This is a genomic window from Cellulomonas citrea, assembly GCF_009829685.1.
GTDB classification, from domain to species: domain Bacteria; phylum Actinomycetota; class Actinomycetes; order Actinomycetales; family Cellulomonadaceae; genus Cellulomonas; species Cellulomonas citrea.
In genome coordinates this window covers 1-21,941 of sequence record NZ_VWSD01000014.1, presented here as the reverse complement: position 1 = coordinate 21,941, position 21,941 = coordinate 1, and the positions used below count along the sequence as shown (strand labels likewise).

General features: G+C 71.9%; 17 protein-coding genes and 1 pseudogene. 12 read left to right on the top strand and 6 right to left on the bottom strand.

Features of this window, described 5'->3' with window-relative positions; all coding sequences use genetic code 11:
* Window positions 1-96: 96 nt before the first annotated feature.
* Window positions 97-1,020, top strand: a complete 924-nt coding sequence (locus tag F2B26_RS03315) for a hypothetical protein (protein WP_159806415.1) — start codon at window positions 97-99, stop codon at window positions 1,018-1,020.
* A gap of 241 nt (window positions 1,021-1,261) precedes the next feature.
* On the opposite strand, the gene F2B26_RS03310 is transcribed toward F2B26_RS03315, so the two are convergent.
* Both F2B26_RS03310 and F2B26_RS03305 read right to left on the bottom strand, forming a co-directional pair.
* Entirely contained in the window at window positions 1,262-2,410 is a 1,149-nt protein-coding gene (locus F2B26_RS03310) for a magnesium and cobalt transport protein CorA (RefSeq protein ID WP_159806413.1), read from the bottom strand.
* 288 nt (window positions 2,411-2,698) lie between these two features.
* Window positions 2,699-4,141 carry a helix-turn-helix transcriptional regulator gene (locus tag F2B26_RS03305; RefSeq protein WP_159806411.1) on the bottom strand — a complete coding sequence of 481 codons (1,443 nt, stop codon included), beginning with the start codon at window positions 4,139-4,141 and terminating at the stop codon, window positions 2,699-2,701.
* Between the two features lie 316 nt (window positions 4,142-4,457).
* Between F2B26_RS03305 and F2B26_RS03300 the strand changes: the two genes are divergently transcribed.
* Genes F2B26_RS03300 through F2B26_RS03250 form a run of 11 tightly spaced genes read left to right on the top strand, consistent with a single transcriptional unit; the run spans window position 4,458 to window position 16,388 of the window.
* On the top strand, window positions 4,458-5,777 hold the full coding sequence (locus F2B26_RS03300) for an MFS transporter (protein WP_159806409.1): 1,320 nt from the start codon (window positions 4,458-4,460) through the stop codon (window positions 5,775-5,777).
* Between the two features lie 10 nt (window positions 5,778-5,787).
* Window positions 5,788-6,777 carry an alpha/beta hydrolase fold domain-containing protein gene (locus tag F2B26_RS03295; protein ID WP_201292589.1) on the top strand — a complete coding sequence of 330 codons (990 nt, stop codon included), beginning with the start codon at window positions 5,788-5,790 and terminating at the stop codon, window positions 6,775-6,777.
* 13 nt (window positions 6,778-6,790) lie between these two features.
* A complete protein-coding gene (caiA, locus tag F2B26_RS03290) occupies window positions 6,791-7,927 on the top strand; it encodes a crotonobetainyl-CoA dehydrogenase (protein WP_159806407.1) in 1,137 nt (378 codons plus the stop codon).
* Between the two features lie 7 nt (window positions 7,928-7,934).
* Window positions 7,935-9,146, top strand: coding sequence for an L-carnitine CoA-transferase (caiB, locus tag F2B26_RS03285; protein WP_159806405.1), 1,212 nt, complete (start codon window positions 7,935-7,937; stop codon window positions 9,144-9,146).
* A 53-nt stretch (window positions 9,147-9,199) separates the two neighbouring features.
* Complete coding sequence (gene fixA / locus F2B26_RS03280) at window positions 9,200-9,949, top strand: putative electron transfer flavoprotein FixA (RefSeq protein ID WP_159806403.1); 750 nt, start codon at window positions 9,200-9,202, stop codon at window positions 9,947-9,949.
* A 13-nt stretch (window positions 9,950-9,962) separates the two neighbouring features.
* Entirely contained in the window at window positions 9,963-10,862 is a 900-nt protein-coding gene (locus F2B26_RS03275) for an electron transfer flavoprotein subunit alpha/FixB family protein (RefSeq protein ID WP_159806401.1), read from the top strand.
* Between the two features lie 48 nt (window positions 10,863-10,910).
* On the top strand, window positions 10,911-12,497 hold the full coding sequence (locus tag F2B26_RS03270) for an AMP-binding protein (RefSeq protein ID WP_159806399.1): 1,587 nt from the start codon (window positions 10,911-10,913) through the stop codon (window positions 12,495-12,497).
* A gap of 40 nt (window positions 12,498-12,537) precedes the next feature.
* Window positions 12,538-13,410: a MaoC/PaaZ C-terminal domain-containing protein gene (locus tag F2B26_RS03265; protein ID WP_159806397.1), complete on the top strand. Its 873-nt coding sequence runs from the start codon at window positions 12,538-12,540 to the stop codon at window positions 13,408-13,410.
* Window positions 13,410-14,786: an MFS transporter gene (locus F2B26_RS03260; protein WP_201292588.1), complete on the top strand. Its 1,377-nt coding sequence runs from the start codon at window positions 13,410-13,412 to the stop codon at window positions 14,784-14,786. Before F2B26_RS03265 ends, F2B26_RS03260 begins: the two co-directional genes overlap by 1 nt.
* Window positions 14,779-16,065 carry an FAD-dependent oxidoreductase gene (locus tag F2B26_RS03255; protein ID WP_159806393.1) on the top strand — a complete coding sequence of 429 codons (1,287 nt, stop codon included), beginning with the start codon at window positions 14,779-14,781 and terminating at the stop codon, window positions 16,063-16,065. Before F2B26_RS03260 ends, F2B26_RS03255 begins: the two co-directional genes overlap by 8 nt.
* Entirely contained in the window at window positions 16,062-16,388 is a 327-nt protein-coding gene (locus F2B26_RS03250; RefSeq protein WP_159806391.1) for a ferredoxin family protein, read from the top strand. The genes F2B26_RS03255 and F2B26_RS03250 overlap by 4 nt, the downstream gene beginning before the upstream one ends.
* Window positions 16,389-16,506: 118 nt before the next feature.
* Here F2B26_RS03250 and F2B26_RS03245 read toward each other — a convergent pair whose 3' ends face one another.
* From F2B26_RS03245 to F2B26_RS03230, 4 genes and pseudogenes are all read right to left on the bottom strand, one after another.
* Window positions 16,507-17,970 carry an MFS transporter gene (locus F2B26_RS03245; RefSeq protein ID WP_159806389.1) on the bottom strand — a complete coding sequence of 488 codons (1,464 nt, stop codon included), beginning with the start codon at window positions 17,968-17,970 and terminating at the stop codon, window positions 16,507-16,509.
* A gap of 327 nt (window positions 17,971-18,297) precedes the next feature.
* Window positions 18,298-19,380, bottom strand: a complete 1,083-nt coding sequence (locus F2B26_RS03240; RefSeq protein ID WP_235929476.1) for a patatin-like phospholipase family protein — start codon at window positions 19,378-19,380, stop codon at window positions 18,298-18,300.
* 218 nt (window positions 19,381-19,598) lie between these two features.
* A complete protein-coding gene (locus tag F2B26_RS03235) occupies window positions 19,599-21,374 on the bottom strand; it encodes an oleate hydratase (protein ID WP_159806387.1) in 1,776 nt (591 codons plus the stop codon).
* A gap of 182 nt (window positions 21,375-21,556) precedes the next feature.
* Window positions 21,557-21,941: pseudogene (locus F2B26_RS03230) on the bottom strand (GlcNAc-PI de-N-acetylase); the annotation flags it as partial.

Below are 21,941 nucleotides of genomic sequence, written 5' to 3'. Positions count from 1 at the left end.
GCCGCCGACCGGGCGCGTCGGCCGCCCACCCGTCCCGCCCCGAGGCCGCCCCCGTGCTCCCCGCCCGGCTGGCAGGCTCCTCCCGGGAGGTACGACATGGGCCTGTTCGGGCGCAGGGAGCAGGAGAGCACGCCGGATGCGGCGTTGACGTTCATGACGGTCGCCGAGGGGCAGGAGGTGCGTCGGCTGGCCGCGCGCGCGTTCGCTGCGGCAGGCCATGAGGTCGTGATCGGCGACGACCGCCTCACCGCGGCTGACGGACAGGTCTACGGCCTGTGGAACCTTGCCGCAGCGTGCAAGGCCGAGCGCTCCCAGCGGATGTGGCCGAAGGTCGTGAAGCGGCACGTGGCGCAGCTGCTCGACGTGCCGCCCGGCCCGCAGGACATGGCGGTCGAGGACGTCGTGGCCCATGCCGTCCTGCGCGTCTACGGCACGCAGGACATCGCGCCCCAGACGCGCGACCAGCTGACCTACGCGACGCAGCTCGCCGACGGGCTGATCGAGACCATCGTGCTGGACACCCCGACCGCGGTGATGATGCTGCTCGACGACGACGTCGAGCGATGCGGGTACACGACGCTCCGCACCGCGGCTCGTCGACACCTGATGGCCGAGCCGCTGGGCCGCATCAGCCGGTTCACCGTGCCGGGCGCCGTCCTGGAGCTGATCGAGGGCGAGTCCGTCTACACCGCGAGCAAGGTGCTCGTGCTTCCTCGGGTCCTGGACCGCGTCTACGGCGAACGCCAGTACCCGGACGGCGTGCTCGTGGCCGTGCCGGACCGCCACCACCTCGTGCTGCACCCGATCGACGACGCGTCCGTGGTGCCGACGCTGAAGGCAGCCGCCCCCGCGGTCGCCGAGCTGTACTGGTCGTCGGCCGGGAGAGTCTCGCCGTCGGTCTACTGGTGGCGCGACGGCCAGTTCGAACGCGTCAGCTGCGTGGTCGACGACGACTCGGTCCGGGTCCTGGTCGGCCCGGAGCTCGCCGCGGTGCTCAACCGACTCACCGCGGACGGCTGACCGCGCGGTCGGGGTTCGCCCTCGGCACGACGAGGTGCATCGCCTCGCCGCCCCGCCGTCCGTGGTCTCCCACGACGGCCTCCCGCGTCGCCGCCCGGCTCGACGCACCACGGCGTCACCTCAGGCTGAGCACGCCCGGCCGGAGCCGACCAAATGTCGCGGTACGGGTGCGCGAGGGACGGACGCCCCGGGCCGTGCGGTCGCCGTTCACCGACGGCGGCGTCTCGTGAGGTGCCGCGTCCTACAACCAGTCGCGGCGCTTGAACACCCCGTACAGGCTCACGCAGACGATGGCCATGAGGGCGAGGGCGAACGGGTACCCCCACACCCAGTCCAGCTCCGGCATGTGGGCGAAGTTCATGCCGTAGATGGTCCCGACGAGGGTGGGGGCGAAGAGGATCGCCGCCCAGGCCGAGATCTTCTTGATCTCCTCGTTCTGCGCGTGCCCGGCCTCGGCCAGCGCCTTCATCTCGGCGTTCTGCTGCTGGCTCACGAGTGTCGCGTTGACGGTGAGGATCTCGGACAGGGCCTGCTTGAAGCCGTCCACCTGCTCGGTGACGTGCACCGCGTGGTCGGCGACGTCGCGCAGGTAGCGCCGCAGTTCCTCGTCGATCCCGTACTTCTCGAACCCGCCCGACAGTGCGCCGAGGATCTTGGCCAGCGGCCGGGTGGCGCGCTGGAACTCGACGACCTCGCGGGACAGCTCGTAGATGCGCCGTGAGACGTCGGGGGCGTTGCCGAACACCTGCGACTCGATCTCGTCGATGTCGTTCTCGACGCCGGCCAGCACCGGGGAGTAGCCGTCGACCACCGCGTCGAGGATCGCGTACAGCACCGCCTCGGGGCCGTGCGAGAGCAGCTCGGGCGCGGCCTCCATGCGTCGGCGGACGGCGGACAGGTCCGGGGCCGCGCCGTGGCGGACGGTGATGACGAAGTCCGGCCCGACGAAGACGTGCAGCTCGCCGAAGTCGACCTCCTCCGAGGCGTCGAGGTAGCGGGCGGCGCGCAGGACGACGAACAGGGTCTCGCCGTAGCGCTCGGCCTTGGGTCGCTGGTGCGCCTCGAGCGCGTCCTCGACGGCCAACGGGTGCAGGTCGAACTCCTCGGCGAGCGCGTGCAGCTCCGTCGAGGTGGGGTGGTGCAGCCCGATCCAGGCCATCCCGCCGCGCGTCTCGCGCAGCTGTCGGAAGGTTTCGGCGAGCGAGGCAGGTGTGCTGACGCGCCGACCGTCGGCGTAGAGCGCGGCCGTGACGACGCTGCCGCCCGGACGCTCGGGCGCCGAGGTGGCAGGCGTGGCTGCAGGGCGGCGGTCGGTGGGTGGCGCAACGGGCGAGGTGCGCAGGGCAGACTTCGTGAACGCGCGCATGGCGCGCAGGCGAGGCTCGGGCATGACGGAAGGGCCTTCCGAGGGCAGGACGACGACGGGACGTGAGCGGCATGCCGCAGGCGCCGTCCCCGGCCTGGCTAGACCTCGGTGCGGGCGGCGCCGTGCGGCATGCGACTAGGAGGTTCACCGCTCATCGCGGACATCACCTTCCCTTCGCACGCACGGACGGGCCGTCGAGCACGGTACACCCGGCCGATCCGCGGGCCGAGGGGCGTCTGACCGGTTGGCCGGTGGGACGAGGCCCTGCATCGCGTCACGCCAGGTGTGCCGTGCTCGACGGCCCGTCCTCGCCTACCCCCGCCCGTGCAGGTACCCGATGAGCTCCGACCGCTTGTGGATCCCGAGCTTGGCGTAGATGTGCTGCACGTGCGTGTTCACCGTGTGGGGTGAGATGACCAGGGACTGCGCGACCGCGGACGCGGTGTAGCCCTGGCCGATGAGCGCCAGGATCTCGTGCTCGCGGCCGGAGAGCCGGAACTCCTCGGCGACGGACGCGACGACGCGCGCCAGCTCGGTCGCGGACTGCGGGCTCTGGGTGAGCGCGTCGATCGCATACTCCTGGCGCACCATCGAGATGAGCAGCACGGTGAGCCCGCCGACCACGACGACGAAGGTGGGGCGCACGAGCAGGGCGTGCAGCCCGGGGACGCGCTCGTAGACCAGGGCCAGGCCGTTGCCGGCGAGGATGCCCAGCCGGATGGCGCCGCCGGACAGGGCGAACGCCGTCGCGGGCGGCACGTAGCCGTGCCGGGTGAGGACGCCCATGTACATCGTGAGCAAGATCTCGAAGAGCGAGGAGACCGCGAGCGCCAGCAGGAACGAGGCGGCCTGGAACCGCTCGTCGGCCAGGTACAGCACGCACGCGGTGATGCAGAACAGCAGCAGCCAGGGGTAGGCGCGGTAGGTCGACTGGCGCCATGCCGGCACGGCCTGCAGCCCGAAGAGCAGCAGGAACATCGCGGCGCCGAGGAGGATCCCGTAGGTGAAGAACTCCTGCACCTTCCCGAGCGCGTCCCACGGCACGATCGCGACCGTGTAGTAGGAGGCGCTGGCGGCGGCGAACGAGATCCCCATGACCACGGCGATGGTGCGCACGCCCGCCTTCGCGACCTTGACCGGCAGCAGGCGGGGGTACTGCGAGGTCGGCAGCGCCGCGGCGTGCCGGCGCAGGAGCAGCCCGGACACCAGCGGCAGGGCCGCGTCGAGCACAGGCGTGCCCCACCCGGGCAGCAGCGACGCCCCGCCCACGAGCACGATCATGACGACGCCGTAGGTCGGTGCGACGCGCTCGAGCGTGAACCGGGCGCGGTGGCGCGCCAGCGACTCGCCCCACAGCACCCACAGCACGCCGCTGCTCGTGCCGACCAGCACCGCCGCGACGTAGGCGGGCACCCGCGACGGGCTCCACATGCCCAGCGTGCTCATCGTGAGGGTGGCGGCGCTGCCGACGCCAGCCATCGTCCACACGAGCCACGCGCGGGGCTCCAGGTGCCGGCGTCGGCCGAGCCGCCACGCCAGCGCGAGCGGCACGAGCCCGCCGGTCGTCAGTGCGATGAGCCACGCGTACGTGATCCGGTCGTCCAGCAGGAACCGCGCCGGGAAGGACTCGGGCACGAACCACAGGCAGTAGTGCCACGCCAGCAGCAGCGTGAGCCCCAGGTACTTCAGGCGCGGTCCGAGAACGATCTTCTCCGGTGCGACGGCCTCGACGTTGAGCCGCCCGATGGTGCTCATGAATCCCTCTCCAGGGGTGGCGGCGGACCTCCGCCGACGGCGTGCGCACTGTCCCCCCCGCAGACGCCGGGGCCCGGGCTGGGGGAGCCGGTCGCGTCGCTGCCTAGTGTCCCATCAGCGAGGTAGGACCACGGATCCCCAGAAGGTGATGAGCAGGGTCGCGAAAACTGCTGGACCTGCGATTCACGCCCTTCGCCCGATGCCTCGGGCTCACATCGGGCCGGCCGACGCCGCAACACTTCCGGCGGGCCGAACGTGCCCTGGCCGCCGCAAGCGATGGTGCGCAGCGGCCGCCTCCCCCCGTGAAGGAGTCTCGATGGTGAACTCATTGGGCGACGAGAAGACCTACGCCGACCTGAGCTCAGGCCGCCGCTGGTTCCTGCTCGCCCTCGCGAGCATGGGCAGCTCGATCATCTACGCGCCCGCCTACCTCAAGGCCGTCTTCTACGACCCGCTGAGGGAGGCGCTCGGGGTCACCAACACCCAGCTCGGCGCCGTCTTCAGCGCCTACGCGATCACGGCTCTCATCTGCTACCTGCCGTCGGGGATCCTCGCCGACAAGATCCGGATGCGCACGCTGTCCACGGTCGGGTTCTGCTCGACCGGCATCCTCACGCTCGTCTACGCGATGCTGCCGAGCCTGGCGGTGCTCTACGCCGTGTTCATCCTCATGGGCATCACGACAATCCTCATCTGGTGGGGCGTGCGCTACAAGCTCGTGCGTCTGGTCTCCAAGGAGGACGAGTACCCCAAGCGGATCGGCCTCTCTTATGGCATCTACGGCGTGGCGGGCCTGGTCATCGGTCTCATCTCGACGTGGATCGTCGCCGCGGTGGGTCAGGACCTCAAGCTCGGCGTCTCGATCTACCTGTACTTCCTCGCCGGCATCATCATCGTGCTCGGCATCCTGTCGTGGCTGTTCATCCCCAAGTTCGCCGGTGAGATCAAGGGCGAGAGCACGTTCAGCCTGGCCGAGTTCGGCCGCGCCCTGCGCGACCCGGTGGTTTGGATCGCCGCCGTCTCGCTGTTCTTCGTCTACTTCTTCTACACGGGCGCCACGTACACGACGCCGTACATGACCGGCGTGCTTGGCGTCTCGCTCGCCGCCGCGACGATCGTGGCCAACATCCGCAACTACGGCATCACGCTGCTGTCCGGTCCGGCCTTCGGCTGGATCGCCAACAAGACCAGGCCGTCCCTCGTCATCGCCGCCGGCTCGGTCCTGTTCATCGTCGCGCTCGGCGCGATGATGCTGCTGCCGCACACGGCGGGCGTCGTCGTCGTCGCGTGCGTGCTCGTCGTGCTCCTCGGCTTCATCGCCAACGGCGCGTTCGGCGTGGTCTCGGCCCAGCTCACGGAGGGCAAGGTCCCGCTCACGTACTTCGGTGCGGCCACCGGGTTGCTCTCGATCATCGGCTTCCTGCCCGACACGTTCTCCAGCACCTGGTTCGGCTCGATCCTCGACGCGCAGACCGACGCCGCCGGCAACGTCGCGGCCGGCGCGTACCAGCAGATCTTCGGGATCCTCATCGGTTCGGCCGTGCTCGCGGCCCTCGCCTCCGTGGGGCTGTACCTCTACCTGCGCAGGTCCCACAAGCGCACCGACGAGTCCGTGCTCGACCGCTCGGTCGCGTAGGGGACAGGCCGTGGACACCCTCACCACGCTGCCGGTCCTCTACCGGATCAACGACCAGATGCGGGCCGTGCTCGCCACCTCGGCCGAGCTCGCCCCGGACGCGTACGCGACCGACGCCGGCACCGACCAGATGCGGCAGGCGTACACGCTGGAGCGGCGGTACTGGAACGAGGGCGGCCCGGCCATGGTGCGCACGCTCGACGCGAGCGTGCGCACCCCCCACGGGGACGTCACGACCCGGTGGCACGTGCCCCACGAGGGCGTCGACCTGCCGGTGGTCGTCTACATCCACGGCGGGGGATGGGTGGTCGGCAACCTCGAGACGCACGACCGGATCATGCGGGCGCTGGCCCACGAGTCCGGCGCGGCGGTCCTCGGGGTCGACTACTCGCTCTCGCCCGAGGCGAAGTTCCCGGTCGCCGTCGAGCAGTGCGCCGCCGTGGTGGCCGCGCTGCTCGGCGGCGCGCCGGGCGGCCTGCCGATCGACACCGGCCGGATCGCGATCGCCGGCGACAGCGGCGGCGCGAACATGGCCCTGGCCGTGGCCCTCCTGCTGCGCGACCGCGCGGCCGCAGGCGAGCGCGTCGTCCCGCTCGCAGGCCTCGCGCTCTACTACGGCCTCTACGGCCTGCGCGACTCGGCGAGCCGGCGCCTGCTCGGCGGTCCGTGGGACGGGCTGAGCGAGGCCGACCTCGCCTACTACCTGGACTGCTACCTCGCGGACCCCGCCGACGAGCGCAGCCCTTACGTCGACTGCCTGGCCGCCGATCTGTCCGACGTCCCGCCGTGCTACCTCGCGTCCGCCGACCTCGACCCCCTGCGAGACGACACCACGGCGCTCGCGCAGCTGCTTGCCGCCCGCGGTGTGCGGGTGGAGCAGGACGTCTTCACCGGCGTGCTGCACGGCTTCCTGCACTACTCCCGGATGCTCGACGACGCCGTCGTCGCCCTCCGACACGGCGGGGACTTCCTGCGCCGCACCTTCGAGACCACCCACTGACGAGGAGACCGCGATGGACTTCCGCCTCACCGACGAGCAGCAGCTGCTCGTCGAGAACGTCCGAGAGCTCATGGCACGTGAGAACTGGGACGCGTACTTCGCCGAGTGCGACCGCACCCACACCTACCCGGAGCGCTGGGTCAAGGAGCTGTGCGACCTCGGCTTCGACCTCATCATGCTGCCCGAGGAGCACGGCGGCCTGAACCTCGGCCTCGTCACGCTCACCGCGGTGTACGAGGAGCTCGGCCGGTGGGGCGCGCCCACGTACGTGCTCTACCAGCTGCCCTGCTTCGACACGATCCTGCGCGAGGGGAGCCCCGAGCAGATCGCCAAGGTGCTGGCCTACGTCGGCACGGGCAAGCAGATCTGGAACTCGGCGTGCACCGAGCCGGGCGCTGGCTCCGACGTCGGCAGCCTGCAGACCACGTACACCCGCCGCGACGGGAAGATCTACCTCACCGGCCACAAGACGTTCATCACGTCCTCGGCCCACGTGCCGTTCCTCGTGGTCATGGCGCGCAGCGCCGCGGACCCGACGGTCTTCACCGAGTTCTTCCTCGACACGTCCCTGCCGGGCGTGCGCATCGAGCCGCTCGAGAAGCTCGGCCTGCGGATGGACTCCTGCTCGGACGTCTACCTCGAGGACGTCGAGCTCGACGAGTCCGACATCTTCGGCACCGAGGGCAACGGCTTCAAGCGCGGCATCAAGGACTTCGACTTCGAGCGGTTCCTCGTCGCCGCGAGCGACTACGCCGTGGCGATCTCCGCGTTCGAGGACGCCGCCCGGTACGCGAACGCCCGCGTCCAGTTCGGCAAGCCGATCGGCCGGTTCCAGCTCAACCAGCTGAAGTTCACCGAGATGGCGATCCGCCTCGACGCGATGAAGAACATGGTCTACGAGGCCGCCTGGCACTACGACACCGACGGCATGACCGCGACCCAGGCGGCGATGTGCAAGTACTACTGCGTCAACGCCGCGTTCGAGGTGGTCGACGACGCGATGCAGGTGATGGGTGGCGTCTCGGTGGCCGGTGACCACCGCATCCAGCGGATCTGGCGCGACCTGCGGGTCGACCGGATCAGCGGCGGCACCGACGAGATGATGATCCTCACCGTGGCCAAGGGCGTGCTCCGCACGTTCGCGAGCTGAGGCCGCCATGGACATCCCCACGAGCAAGCCGTCCTTCGGCGTCCTCGACGACGTGCGCGTCGTCTACTCCGCGATGGAGCTCGCCGTCCCCAAGGCCGCCAGCCTCATGGCCGACTGGGGCGCCGACGTCACCTGGCTGGAGAACACCGGCGCCGGCGACACCATCCGCGATACCCCGTGGATCAAGCAGGCCGAGCGCCGCAACCAGCGCTCCGTGGCCCTCGACTTCTTCTCCGCCGAGGGCCGTGAGGTGCTGCTGCGGATGCTGGCCGACGCCGACATCTTCATCGAGTCGAGCAAGGGTGGCACCTGGGCCAAGCGCGGGCTGACCGACGAGGTGCTGCGCCGTGAGAACCCGAGGCTCGTCATCGTGCACGTCTCTGGCTTCGGCCAGAGCGGCGTGCCGGAGCTGGTGACGCGTGCCGCCTACGACCTCACGGTCATGGCGTACTCGGGCTACATGAGCCAGAACGGCACACCCGACCAGCCGATGAACCCAGGTCCGTACGCCGGCGACTACTTCAACTCACTCATGATCGTGGGCGCGACGCTCGGTGCGATGCACAAGGTGGGGCGCACCGGGGTCGGCGAGTCCATCGACGTCGCCATGTACGAGACGCTGCTGTCGATCGGCCAGTACTACCTCGTCGACTACCTCAACGCCGGCATCGTCTGGCCGCGGCCCGGCGCCCGGAACCAGAACCTGTGCGCCATCGGCGAGTACCGGTGCTCCGACGGGTTCATCGGGTTGTGCGTCTACGGCGTCCCGCAGAACAAGTACCTGCTGGAGACCATCGGGCTGGGTCACCTGTGGGGCTCGGGGGACTACCCCGAGGACTGCTCGGCGCTGTGGCTGTCCAGCTCGCACGCGGCCGAGATCGAGGCCGCGCTCGAGGCCTGGCTCGCCGCCCGCACAGTCGCCGAGGTCGAGGCCGACTTCGCCGCCCACCGCATCGCCGCGCAGAAGGTCATGGAGTTCGGTGACCTCGTCGCCGAGCCGCACCTGCAGGCGCGGGGCGTGTGGCAGGAGTGGGCCACAGCCGACGGCGCGACGTTCAAGGGGCTCGGGGTGTTCCCGCGCTTCGACCAGCACCCCGGGCAGGTGTGGCGACCGATGCCCGACCAGGGCCAGGACACCGACGACGTGCTCGCCCGCCTCGGCTACTCGTCGGATGAGATCGAGCGCCTCGCCGCACAGGGCGTCGTCAAGCGGCCCTGACCCGACCCCGAACCACCGAGCCGGCGCCAGCCGGATCAGCAGAGAGGACACCCATGCGCATCGTTGCGTGCATCAAGGCCGCGCCGGAGGACCAGGACATCCACGTCGCCCCCGACCGCACCCTCGACCTGTCCCGCGCGGCGTGGAAGGTCGGCGCGTACGACCTCAACGCCGTCGAGGCCGGCCGCCGGCTCGTCGACGAGGTGGGCGGCGAGCTCGTCGGCCTGTCGATGGGCGGCGAGGCGCTCGCCGCCACCAAGCTCCGCAAGGACGTGCTGTCGCGCGGGCTGGACCGGCTCGTCGTCGTCGCCGGCGACCCGGCCGGCGACGCGCTGCAGACCGCGACCGCGCTCGCGGCGGCGGTGAACGAGATCGGCGACGTCGACCTCGTGCTGCTCGGCGCGGGTAGCGCCGACCGGTACGCGCAGCAGGTCGGCACCGTGCTCGGGGCGCTGCTCGGGCGGCCGACGCTCAACGCGGTCGACCACCTCGAGGTGCAGCGCGACCACGTGCGGGTCGAGCGGCTGCTCGAGGACGGCGTGCAGGTGGTCGACGTGCCGCTGCCCGCCGTGCTCGCTGTGACCTCCGGCATCAACACGCCGCGCATCGCGGGCATGAAGGACATCCTCGCCGCCGGCAAGAAGCCGGTGCTCGAGGTCACGCCGCCCGTCGGCGCGCCGGCCGCCACGACCCGCACCGTCTCCGTGCTGGCCCCCGAGCAGAAGGACCGCGGCCGGGTGCTCGTCGAGGGCACCGCGACCGAGGTCGCCCAGCAGCTCGCCCAGTTCCTCAAGGCCCTGTAAGGAGCACAGACCCATGACTGAAGCCTGGATCCTCGTTTACGACCAGGAGGCCGGCACCGCCCTCACCCGCTCGGCGCGGGCGCTGGCGGACCGCGTCGTCGCGGTGAGCCTCGGCGCGGGTGCGCTCGCGACCGCGGACCTCACCCTCACGGTCGACGTCGCGCCCGGAACCCTGGTCGAGGCGTACGCCCGGCCGGTCGCGGCGCTGCTGGCGGAGCGCGGGGCGACGCTCGTGCTGGCCGGTGCCGACGTGCGCGGACGACTGCTCGCCGGGCAGGTCGCCGCCCACCTGGGCGTGAGCCCGGTGGACGTGGCCGGCGTCGTGCAGGCCTCGCCGCTCGTCGTCACGCACCCCGCGTACGGCGGCGTCGCCGTCGTGACCGAAGAGGTCACGGCCCCCGTCGCCGTGCTCGTCGTGGCCGCCGGTGCCCCCGGACCGGCGGCCACGCCCCCCGTCTCGGGCTCGAGCGCGGTCGAGGCGTCCGCGCTCGAGCCCGAGCCCGGGCTCGTCCTCGTCGAGACCCGGGCGAAGAGCGGCGAGCAGGTGAACCTCGCATCGGCCACGCGCGTCGTCGGGGTGGGCCGCGGGTTCGGCGCCGAGGCGGACCTCGACCTCGCACGGGCGGTGGCCGCCAAGCTCGGCGCCGAGCTCGCCTGCAGCCGGCCGATCGCCGAGGGCGTCGGCTGGATGCCCGCCGAGCGCTACGTCGGCGTCTCGGGCGCCACCATCGCGCCGGACCTGTACCTCGCGGTCGGGATCTCCGGCCAGGTGCAGCACCTCGTGGGCGTGCGCGGCGCGAAGGTCGTCGTCGCGATCAACAAGGACAAGAACGCCCCGATCTTCGCGCATGCCGACCTCGGGGTGGTGGGCGACCTCTACGAGGTGCTCCCCGCGCTGGTCGCGGCGCTCTGAACGGGACCGACGGCGACCGACGACGAGGAAGGCGAGGGACGGCGAGCGATGGCGGACATCGCGACGGGACAGACGACGGCGGACCTGTGGCAGACCGCCGCGCGGCTCTTCGGTGAGCGGCCGTTCCTCGTCCACCTGGGCGAGGACGGCGAGCGGACGGAGCTGAGCTACGCGAGCTTCGCGGTGCTCGTCCACCAGGCGGCGCACGCGTTCGCCTCGGTCGGGGTCGGCTACGGCGACACGGTGCTGCTCCAGCTCGGCAACGGGCCGCAGGTGGTGGCGGCGTTGTTCGGGCTCGGCGAGATCGGTGCCGTCGCCGTGCCGGCCGGCCTGTCCGCGACGCCCGCCGAGCTCGCGCGGACCTACCGGGCGTGCGGCGCGCGGTGGGCCGTGGTCGACGCGACGCGGCTGGCCGACCACCGCGAGCTGCGGGAGCGGGCGGGCCGGACGGGCCTGCTCCTGCTCGTCGGTGGCCGACCGGTCGCTGCGGACGGCGAGGAGCCGTCGTTCGACGCGCTGTGCGCCGCCCAGCCGGGCACCCAGGTCGTCGAGCCGCGGGTCACCGACCGGTCGGTGCTCGAGATCCTCTACACCTCCGGGACCACGGCCGAGCCCAAGGGCGTGCTCATCACGCATGCGAATGCCGTGTTCTCGGGCCACTACGGGGTGTGGCAGACGTCGCTGCGACCCGACGACCGGCTGTTCACGACGATGCCGTCCTGCCACTCCAACTTCCAGCTCGCCGCGCTCACCCCCGTGCTCGTGGCCGGCGCGACGCTCGTGGTGGCGGCCCGGTACTCGGCGCACCGGTTCTGGGACCAGGTGCGCACCGAACGGGCGACGATCGTCCAGCTCATCGCGATGATGGCGCGCACGCTCCTGCTGCAGCCCGCGTCGCCCGACGACGGGGTGCACGAGCTGCGCGACGCGCTCCACTTCATGCCGCTGTCCGACGCGGAGAAAGACGAGTTCGAGCGCCGGTTCCGGCTGCGGCTGCTCAACAGCTACGGCTCGACCGAGTCCATCGGGTGGGCCGTGACGGACCCGCCGCAGGGCGAGCGGCGCTGGCCGTCGGTCGGTCGCGCGGGGCTCGGCTACGAGGTCGGGGTGTTCGACACCGCCGGTGCCGAGCTGCCGCCCGGCGAGGTGGGCGAGCTGCGCGTCAAGGGCGTGCCCGGCCTCTCGCTCATGCTCGGCTACCACGAGGACCCGGCGGCGACCGCGGCCGCGCTCACCCCCGATGGCTGGCTGCGGACCCACGACCAGGGCTACCGCGACGCCGACGGCTGGTTCTACTTCGTCGACCGCAGCCTCAACGTCATCAAGCGCGCGGGCGAGAACATCTCGGCCACCGAGGTCGAGATCGTGCTCACCGCGCACCCGCTCGTCGCAGAGGCCGCGGTGGTCGGCGTGCCGGACCCCGTGCGCGACGGCGCGGTCAAGGCGTTCGTGCGGCTGCGCCCCGGGCTCGACCCCCGGGCCTACCCGCCGGACGACCGGACGGGCCTCGTCGAGCTGCTGCTCGCGCACTGCCGCGAACGGCTCGCGCCGTACAAGGTCCCCGAGCTCGTCGAGATCGTTGACGACTTCCCCCGGACCGACTCGATGAAGATCGAGAAGCGGCTCCTGCACTGAACCGTCCGCACCGGCGGACCCGACGAAGGGAACTGACGACATGGGCACGATCAACACGGGGATGGTGGGGCAGACCTTCGGCCCCTTCGTGCGGGACTACACGTTCCGCGACCTCGAGCTCTTCGCCCTCGGCTGCGGCGCCGGGATCGACGGCAGGGACGACCTCGTCTACGTCAACGAGCACGACGAGCGGAACCCGCAGCTCAAGGTGCTGCCGATGTTCGGCGCGATGCTCATCGTCGACTCCGAGGTGACGCGCACCATCGACTACGGCTACACCTACGCGGGCTCGCTGCACTGGGGCTTCGACCTGCGCATCCACCGGCCGATCACGAAGATGAGCGACCGGCTCTCGACCATGGTCACCCTCGAGGGCCTGTACGACCGCGGCGAGGGCAAGGGCCTGCTCGCCCAGCACGTCGGCAAGACGTACGACTCGGACGGGGAGCTGCTGCTCACCAACGAGTCGTGGGACTGCCTCATCTACGACGGCGGGTGGGGCGGCCCGGCGGCGCCCAAGGACATCGTCGAGATGCCCGACCGCGCCCCCGACGCCGAAGTCGCCGAGACCATCCCGCAGAACCAGGCGCTTCTCTACCGGCTCTCGGGCGACTTCCACCCGCAGCACATCGACTGGGACTACGCCGCGGCGAACGGCGAGCCGCGCCCCATCCTGCACGCCATCAGCTACGCAGGCGTCGTCATGCGGCACTTCATCCGCACGTACATCCCGGGTGAGCCGGAGCGCCTCACGCGCTTCAAGACGCGCATCACCTCGCCCGTCCACCCCGGCACGACGCTGTCGACGCAGCTGTGGCAGGTCGGCGACCACGAGGTGCGCTTCCGCCTCGTCGACACCGACGCGCCGGCCAGCAAGCCGCACCTGAACTGGGGAATCATCGAATGGAAGTAGTGGCCACACCCGAGCCGCGGCCGCTGATCGACGACGCGCGGATGACCCGGTTCGCGCGCAAGATCGTCTTCTTCTCTAGCGGCGGGGCCTTCCTCGACGGGTACGTGCTGTCGATCATCGGCGTCGCGCTCGTCCAGCTCACGCCCGCGCTCGGGCTGAGCGACGCGCAGGCCGCGGCGACGGGTGCGGCGGCTCTGGCGGGCATCTTCTTCGGCTCGCTCGCGGGCGGCCGGCTCACCGACGCGCTCGGACGCCGCACGATGTTCATCCTCGACGTCTCGGCCGTCGCGCTCGCGTCGCTCGCCGCGTGCTTCGTGGGCGCGGCGTGGCAGCTCATCGTGCTGCGCCTGCTGCTCGGGTTCTTCATCGGGGCGGACTACCCGATCGCGACGTCGCTCATCGCGGAGTTCTCCCCGCGTGCACAGCGGGCGATCACGATGGGCACGGTCTCGGCCGCGTGGTACCTGGGCGCGACGGTGGCCGCGGGCGTCGGGTTCGCGCTGTACTCGGTGGACGGCGGCTGGCGCTGGATGCTGGGCAGCGCCGTCGTGCCGGCCGTCGGGCTGCTCATCGGGCGGCACGACATCCCTGAGTCGGCGCGCTGGCTGGCTGAGCGCGGACGGCCGGACGAGGCGCGGGAGGTCGTGGCGCGGGTGTTCGGCGGCGAGGTCGAGCTCGACGTCGAGCAGCCGGCGCCGGCGGGGTTCCGCACGGTGTTCGCGCAGGGCTACCTCGGCCGGACCGTCTACCTCGGTCTGCTCATCCTGTGCCAGGTGGTCCCGATGTACGCGATGTACACGTTCGGGCCGTCGATCATGACGGCCTTCGGGCTCGGCACGGGCAGCCTGTCGGTGCTCGGCGAGGCCGCGGTGAGCCTGTTCTTCCTCGTCGGCACGGTGCCGGCGATGTTCTGGCTCAACTCGATGGGACGCCGGCCGCTGCTCATCGGGTCGCTCGCGCTCATGGCGGTCGGGCTTCTCATCCCGGGCATCTGGCCCGGCGCGAGCATCGCCGTCATCGTCGTCGCGTTCGCGGTCTACGCGTTCTTCTCGGGCGGGCCGGGGATCCTCCAGTGGCTCTACCCCAACGAGATGTTCCCGACGCAGGTGCGCGCGACGGCCGTCGGTGTCGCCATCGCGATCAGCCGCATCGGCGTCGTCGTCTCGACGTACGGCCTGCCGCTGTTCCTCGACGCGTACGGGATCGGGCCGACGATGCTCGTCGGCGCCGGCCTGCTCGTCGTGTGCCTCGTGCTGTCGGTCGCGATGGCGCCCGAGACGCGGGGGCTGACGCTCGGCGAGGCGAGCTCCCTGCACAGACCAGAAGTCGACAGGCAGGCGCTGAGCCAACGGACCGGAAGGAGGCGTCGTGGCTGACTTCGACGCGATCGTCGTCGGATCGGGGTGCGCTGGACCTGCCGCCGCCCTCGAGCTCGCACGGGCGGGCAAGAGCGTCCTCGTCGTCGAGCGGGGCACGTTCGCGGGGGCGAAGAACGTGTCCGGCGGACGGCTGTACACCCATGCGCTGCGGGCGCTGCTCCCGGACGCCGCCGCGTCCGCGCCGCTCGAGCGTCGGATCGTGCGCGAGCGCGTCTCGATGCTCTCCGGCGACTCGGCGACCACCCTCGACGTCACCGACGAGACGATGCGCGACGAGCGCCACGAGTCGTGGTCCGTGCTGCGGGCCCGGTTCGACCCGTGGCTGGCCGAGCAGGCCGAGGCGGCCGGCGCCGAGTACATCACCGGCATCGCCGTGGACAGCCTGCTCACGGACGGCTCACGGGTCACCGGGGTGCGTGCCGGCGACGACGAGATCACCGCCGACGTGGTGCTGCTGTGCGACGGCGTGAACTCGCTGCTGGCGCCAGCCGCCGTGGGCGCGGCCCGGCCGCGACCCGACCAGGTGGCCGTGGGGGTCAAGCAGGTCGTCGCCCTGCCCGAGCAGGTCATCTCCGACCGCGCGGGCTGCCCCGACGGCGAGGGCATGGCGTGGCTGTTCGTCGGCGACGCCACGCACGGTCGGGTGGGCGGCGGGTTCTGCTACACCAACCGCGACACGATCTCGGTGGGCATCGTCGCGACCGTCTCGGACCTCATGGACTCCGGCGACGTGGTCACCCAGCTGCTGGACGACTTCACGCACCACCCGGCGGTCGCGCCGATCCTGCGCGGCGGTCAGGTGGTCGAGCACTCGGGGCACCTCGTGGCCGAGGGCGGCTACGACGCGATGCCGCCGCTCGTGGGCGACGGCGTGCTGCTCGCGGGGGAGTCGGCCTTCATGTGCCTCAACGCCGGCTACACGGTGCGCGGGATGGACCTCGCGCTCGCGGCCGGCCAGCAGGCGGGGCGCAGCGCCGCAGTCGCGCTGGCGGCTGGCGACACGTCCGCCGCGGGCCTGGCCGGGTACCGGGCCGCGCTGGAGGACAGCTTCGTGCTGCGGGACCTGCGCACGCTGCGGCGCTTCCCGCACTTCATGGAGTCCACGCCGCGGATGTTCCGCGACTACCCGGGGCTGGCCCGGGACGTGATGCGCGAGCTGTTCGTCGTCGACGGCACACCGATGCGCCGCCCGTCGAAGGCGATCGGCCAGATCGTCCGGCGTGCGGGCTACCTCGGCCTCGCGAAGGACCTGGTCAAGGGAGTGAGGGCGCTGTGACACCGGAGAGCACCACGAACGGGGCGGCGGGCGCGCCGCGTCCGCGCGTCAACGTCGACGAGTACCTCATCCTCAACAAGTACGCCGTCGACGAGGAGAACCCGCACATCCGGCTCGCCGAGCTCCCCGACCGCGCCGCGGTCGAGCGGCTCGCGCGGGTGTGCCCGGCCGGCCTGTACCGGGTGGACGAGGACGGCGTGCCACAGTTCGACTACGCCGGTTGCCTCGAGTGCGGCACGTGCCGGATCGTCGCCGAGGGCGGCGCGGTCGCGAGCTGGCGCTACCCGGGCCCGACAATGGGCATCGAGTACCGGTACGGGTGAGGCGAGCCGTCCTGTCTCCCGTCGCGCGGTGGTGGTGAGCGCGGCCAGCGCTGCTGCACCGCTTGGGTGGCAAGGCGGCGCTGTTCACCGGCGTGCTCCGGGTGCGGGACCAGCGGAGTCACTCGCAGACGCCGAGCGGCGTGCGGTCGCCGCCCCGCGCCCGCGCACGGGCCCAGACCGCGAGGGCGGCGCACCCGAGCGCCAAAAGGAGGCCCGCGACGGTGACCGCCGTCCGGAACTGACCGGTCTGCGCGGCGGACCAGTGACCGGCCGTGATCGATCCGGTGACCAGGGCGGCCATGACAGTGCCGGTCACGGCGACGGCGACGGCGGTGGTGACCTGCGAGGCGGTGTCGACCAGGGCCGAGCCGATCGACGTCCGGTCCTGCGGCAGACCCTTGAGCACGTTGACCCCCGCCACGACGCCGACCACCCGCATCCCCGCGGCCTCCAGCACGAGCGCGAGCGCGACCCACGGGTAGCCGAACCGGCCCAGGCACGCGTAGACGGCCAGACCTGCGACGACGGCGGTCGCGCTCCACGAGGCGGCGCGGTCGAGCCCGACCTGGCCGGTGAACCAGGTGACGAGCGGGCCGCCGGCGACCAGCACGAGGACCTGCGGCGCCATCCCGATCGCGGCGAGGGCGGGGGACCAGCCCCAGTCGAGCTGCAGCTGCAGCGTCACCAGGTAGCCCAGCCCCGCGACGGCCGCACCCGAGGCTGCCTTGTAGGCCAGCCCGGCGCTGACCAGCGGCCGGGCGACGAGCCGCAGGTCCAGCAGCGGGTGGACCGCACGGCGCTGGCGCCGCACGAACGCGGCGGCTGCGACGACGGCGCCGACGGTCGCACCCCACGCTGCTGGTGAGCGGACCCCGGACTCGACGAACAGGGTCGGTGCGACGAGCGCGAGCACGACGGTCGCGGTGCCGAGGACGGCGCCGGCCACGTCGATCGGGTCGTCGTGCAGGTCGGCGGACCGGTCGGCGGGGATGCCCCGGCCGATGCCGACCATCGCCAGGGCGGCCACGGGCACGTTGACGAGGAGCAGCACCTGCCACGGCGCGACGGCGAGCGCGAGGCCGCCGGCGGTGGGTCCGACGGCCAGGCCGACGAGGCCGACCGTCGAGACGAGCGTCATGGCCCGCACCCGCAGCCCGTCGTCGGTGAAGAGCCGGAAGGTCAGCGCGAGCGAGCCGGGGGTGGTCATCGCCGCGGCGACCCCCATGACGGCTCGGACCGCGATGAGCTCGTCGGCCGTGCGGACCAGCGCCGTGGCCAGGCTCGCGGCACCGAGCAGCGCCAGGCCGGCCAGCATGACGGTGCGCCGGCCGAACCGGTCCGCCACCGCGCCGAGCGCGAGCATGAGTCCGCCGAGCACGACGGCGTAGGCGTTCATCACCCACTGCAGCTGGGTGGTCGAGGCGCCCAGGTCGCGACCGATGGTGGGCAGCGCGACGTTGAGGATCGAGTTGTCGAGCATCTCGAACAAGAAGACGGCGGACAGGCCGGTGAGGGCCAGCCACGAGTCCCGGAGCCGCGGCGTCACCAGTGCGGCCAGCCGGGTCGAGGGCGAGTTGGTCATGAGCGCACTCCTTCGTCGGAACGAAGTGGCGGCTCCGACGAGCGGCGTGTGCGCGTCGGGCGGCTGTGCGGCCCGACGTCTTTCCCTCGGGTGCGACGGTAGGCCAGGCGGGCCGGGGCCGGCAACCGTCGTCGTCAACCCGGGTGGGTACGTCGGGGAGTCGACGCGACGCGAGATCCGGCACGCCCGCGAGACCGGGAAGCCGGTGGAGTACACCGACCCTCCCGACGACGCGTCGTCTCCCCGGGGCTGACCTGCGACGAAGGGCCCGACGAGAGGCTGGCCTGGCGTCGGTCGCGGTCGGTCGCAGGCCAGCTCCCGCGGGCGTCAGAGCCAGAGCTCGGCGACGCGCTCGGCGAGGGCCAGGCCCTGGGCGTGGCCGGCCTGGGCGGCGGGTGCGCGCAGCGACGGGTTCATCGCGTTGATGCCGAACAGGTGCTCGGTGCTGGCGTCCGGGACGAGCGTCTCGACCCTGCTGCCGTCGGCGCGCAGTCGGTCGACCTGGGCGGCGAGGTGGAGGCCCCAGCCCAGCGGGTACCGCGTCCGGCCGCCGAGAGGCGACAGCACGAGCACCCGCGCGTGACCCGCGGCCAGGTCGGCGTTCTCGGCGCCGGACCGGTAGCCGCCGTCGAGGTACGGGACGTCCCCGACCCGGTACGGCAGGCCGCTGGCGCAGCTGGCCGCCACGGCGTCCACCAGGTCGACGCCGCTGTCCCGGTCGAGCAGCACCGGTGCGCCGGTGCGGGCGTCGACCGCCGTGACGAGCAGGGTCCGGCGCGGCCAGTCGCAGCCGGGCAGCCGCGCTGCGACCGTCGCCCGCCACCGCGCCGTGTAGGAACCGTCCGAGGCCGCCTCGAGGTCGAGTGCGGCGGCGCCCAGGCGTCGGCGCATGTCGGCCGGGTCCTCGGCGGCGGCGATGAGCGCGGCGGTCCGCTCGAGCTGGTCCGTCACCGGCCCGCTCGGGCTGCTGCCCGAGTCGGTGACGGCCGGACGGGACGTGGCGGCCGCCGGCCCGGCCGGGCTGCGCCTCGGATCGGGCCCTGCCGGCCCGGACCGTTGCTGTGCGGGAGCGTCGAGGATGGCGGCCAGCAGCTCGGCCGCTCCCGCACCGGTGAGCTGTGCCGCTGCCGTCGAGCCGGCCGAGGTCCCGACGGTCAGGTCGGCGCCGGTCACGTCCAACCCGGCCTCGAGGAGTCCGGCGAGGACGCCGATCAGCCAGGCGTTGCCCGTCGACCCGCCGCCGCCGAGCACGAGCGCTCGTTCGCCCGCAGCCAGGGAGCGGTGCGTGGCGTCGACCTGCGAGTGGTCGGCCCGGCGGCCCGCACCGTCAGGCGGGGCGCTGCGGCCGGTGGTGGCGCCGGACGGGTTCGGAGTCGGCGGGTTCGGAGCCGAGAAAGGTGTCGTGCTCATGGGAGGTGCCTCTCGTCGGACGCGTGGGGCGCTCCCGAGGGCGACTAGCGCCGTCGCGCGGTCGTGGATCGCGGGGGAGCACCCGCTGGGGACGCTGCGTTCGTGGACACTGCGTTCACGGGTCTCACCTCCTTGCGACGGGTGCCGTGACGGTAGTCAGCGCACGGCGCGGCGCGCAATGAGATTCGTCCGGTCGAGGGCCGGCGTCCGCGGCAGGCTCACATGAGCTTGGCGTCCTGCAGCAGCTGCTCGAGGTAGGTGCCCTTGATCTTGGCCAGCGCGGCCTTCTCGACGAGCCGGGTCCGGAAGGGGAGCTTGATCTCGGACAGCGGCTTGCGGTCGTTGAGGTAGTACAGCGAGCTGAGCAGCACCCGGGCGTCGAAGGAGGATGCGAACACCTCGGGGACGCCGCGGTCCACGTCGAGCAGCGTGTACACGGCCTCCATCGCGGTGCGCACCGAGTACTCCGTCGTGAAGACGGTGTCGCGCTCGGTCTCGGCGAAGTTGCCGATGAAGGCGAGGTTCGTCGACCCCTCGGGGACGACGAGCGGGCGGTCGCCCGCGGCCCGTGGCATGAAGTACGACGTGATGTACGGCATGTTGCACGGGATGGTGCGCGCCGAGTGGTGGGCCAGGTCGTCGATCTGGTCGACCGGGACGCCGAGGTGGTAGAGCCACTCGGCGCACAGCTCCCAGCCGGCGCACTCCCGGATCGGCTTGGCGATGTAGTCGCCGGGCTTGTCCGAGAACAGGCCGTAGACCCACACGACGACCTGGCTGGACACGTCCTGAGCGGCGAAGTGCGGCTGGCGGCTGATCGTGAACCCGTACAACCAGCTGGAGTCCTTGAAGTTGCACGGACCGCCGGTGACGATCTTTCCCGAGCGGGGGTCGCGGCCGGTGAGCCGTTCGATGAAGGGGACGATCTTGTCGTCGGTGAGGGTGACCGTCGCCGACACCGTCCAGTTCGCCTCGGGGATGTTCTCGCAGAACTTCTCCGGGTGCCCGAAGGCCTCGTCGCGGGCCGCGAGCTTCTTCCACAACGCCCACGCCCCACCGCGGTCGGTGACGACGGGGGCCGGGGTGTCGTTGTCGCCGAAGGTCGAGCTTTCGGTGATCGAGCCGTTGGTGACGAAGACGAGGTCCGTCGGTTCCAGGTCGATCCGGCCGGCGACACCGGCGCTGACCAGCTCGATCGCGGTCGCGACCTTCGTGCCGGCGGTGCTCGTGACCAGGACGTCGGTCACCTCGGTGTCGTACTGGAAGCGGACGCCGTGGCCCTCGAGGTAGGCGACCAGCGGGCGGATGAGCGACTCGTACTGGTTGTAGCGGGTGAAGCGCAGCGAGCTCAGGTCGGCCAGCGTCGAGATGTGGTGCACGAAACGCAGCAGGTAGCGGCGCATCTCGGTGGCGCTCGCCCACGGTTCGAAGGCGAACATCGTGGCCCAGTACAACCAGAAGTTCGAGGCGAAGAAGTCCTCGGTGAAGAACTCGTCGATGCGCTTGTCGTCGAGGTCCTCCTCACGGGCGAGGGCGAGCGTGAGCAGCTCCTGCACGGCCTTGGGAGACAAGGTCAGCCCGGACATCTCCTCGATCTGCTGACCGCGGTTGCGCACCGCGCGCACCGGGTTCGACGACGGGTCGGACTTGTGCAGCCAGTACATCTCGTCCAGCACGGAGGCCTGCGGCGTGTCCAGCGACGGGATGGAGCGGAACAGGTCCCACAGCGTCTCGAAGTGCGCCTCCATCTCGCGCCCGCCGCGGATGATGAAACCCTTGTGCTCGTCGAGGATGCCGTCCATGCTGCCGCCGGGCAGCGCCAGCTCCTCGAAGATCGTGATCGCAGCACCGGGCAGCTGGGCGTCGCGGACCAGGAATGCGGCACCTGCGAGGGAAGCCAGCCCGGAACCGACGAAGAATGCGCGCCTCCCCTCGACGCCAGCGGGCTTGCGGGGGCGAGCAAATGCCTCGAAGTTTCCGTTGGACCGATACATGGATGATCCGCCTTCGCCATTGAGCCGAGGGGGGCCTACACCCCGTCAATTTCATCGTAGTGAGGCACCGAAGGCTGTCCACCGCATGTCGCCCCTCCGCGCGGGTCGCCGTGCGCAGGCCGCCGCCCGCGCGACGGCGACCGATCCGGGTGATGCCCGGGACGGCAGCTGGGCCGCGCCCGTCAGACCAGCGACAGCCCCACGCGGGTGCGGATCGCCTCGCGCTGACCGCCGGCGTGCACGACGTCGGTGCCGTCGACCGTGAGCTGGCTGGCGTGCTGCCGCAGCGCCGCGACCACCTGGTCGAGACGGTCGTCCAGCTCGAACCACTCGACGCCCGGGCCCGGCTCGGCGACCACCTGGGCGAACGGCACCCCGGCCTGCGCGCAGGCGTCCCGGCACACCTCGTGGGTGCGCACGTGGTCGGGGTGGCCGTAGCCGCCCTCCGGGCCGTAGCTGAGGACGAGGTCGGGGTGCAGGGCGCCCAGCGCCGCCAGCAGATCGGCCACCGGCTCCGCGGGCGGGGCCGCGACGAAGTCCGCGGGGTCGACGTCGGCGGCTGGGCCG

What these genes read in the sequence shown, in the direction of transcription:
- F2B26_RS03310 (WP_159806413.1), bottom strand. Translation starts at nt 2,410, where the DNA reads ATGCCCGAGCCTCGCCTGCGCGCCATGCGCGCGTTCACGAAGTCTGCC.
- caiB (WP_159806405.1), top strand. Translation starts at nt 7,935, where the DNA reads ATGGACATCCCCACGAGCAAGCCGTCCTTCGGCGTCCTCGACGACGTG.
- F2B26_RS03270 (WP_159806399.1), top strand. Translation starts at nt 10,911, where the DNA reads ATGGCGGACATCGCGACGGGACAGACGACGGCGGACCTGTGGCAGACC.
- F2B26_RS03265 (WP_159806397.1), top strand. Translation starts at nt 12,538, where the DNA reads ATGGGCACGATCAACACGGGGATGGTGGGGCAGACCTTCGGCCCCTTC.
- F2B26_RS03235 (WP_159806387.1), bottom strand. Translation starts at nt 21,374, where the DNA reads ATGTATCGGTCCAACGGAAACTTCGAGGCATTTGCTCGCCCCCGCAAG.
- F2B26_RS03305 (WP_159806411.1), bottom strand. Translation starts at nt 4,141, where the DNA reads ATGAGCACCATCGGGCGGCTCAACGTCGAGGCCGTCGCACCGGAGAAG.
- F2B26_RS03240 (WP_235929476.1), bottom strand. Translation starts at nt 19,380, where the DNA reads ATGAGCACGACACCTTTCTCGGCTCCGAACCCGCCGACTCCGAACCCG.
- caiA (WP_159806407.1), top strand. Translation starts at nt 6,791, where the DNA reads ATGGACTTCCGCCTCACCGACGAGCAGCAGCTGCTCGTCGAGAACGTC.
- F2B26_RS03275 (WP_159806401.1), top strand. Translation starts at nt 9,963, where the DNA reads ATGACTGAAGCCTGGATCCTCGTTTACGACCAGGAGGCCGGCACCGCC.
- fixA (WP_159806403.1), top strand. Translation starts at nt 9,200, where the DNA reads ATGCGCATCGTTGCGTGCATCAAGGCCGCGCCGGAGGACCAGGACATC.
- F2B26_RS03315 (WP_159806415.1), top strand. Translation starts at nt 97, where the DNA reads ATGGGCCTGTTCGGGCGCAGGGAGCAGGAGAGCACGCCGGATGCGGCG.
- F2B26_RS03245 (WP_159806389.1), bottom strand. Translation starts at nt 17,970, where the DNA reads ATGACCAACTCGCCCTCGACCCGGCTGGCCGCACTGGTGACGCCGCGG.
- F2B26_RS03300 (WP_159806409.1), top strand. Translation starts at nt 4,458, where the DNA reads ATGGTGAACTCATTGGGCGACGAGAAGACCTACGCCGACCTGAGCTCA.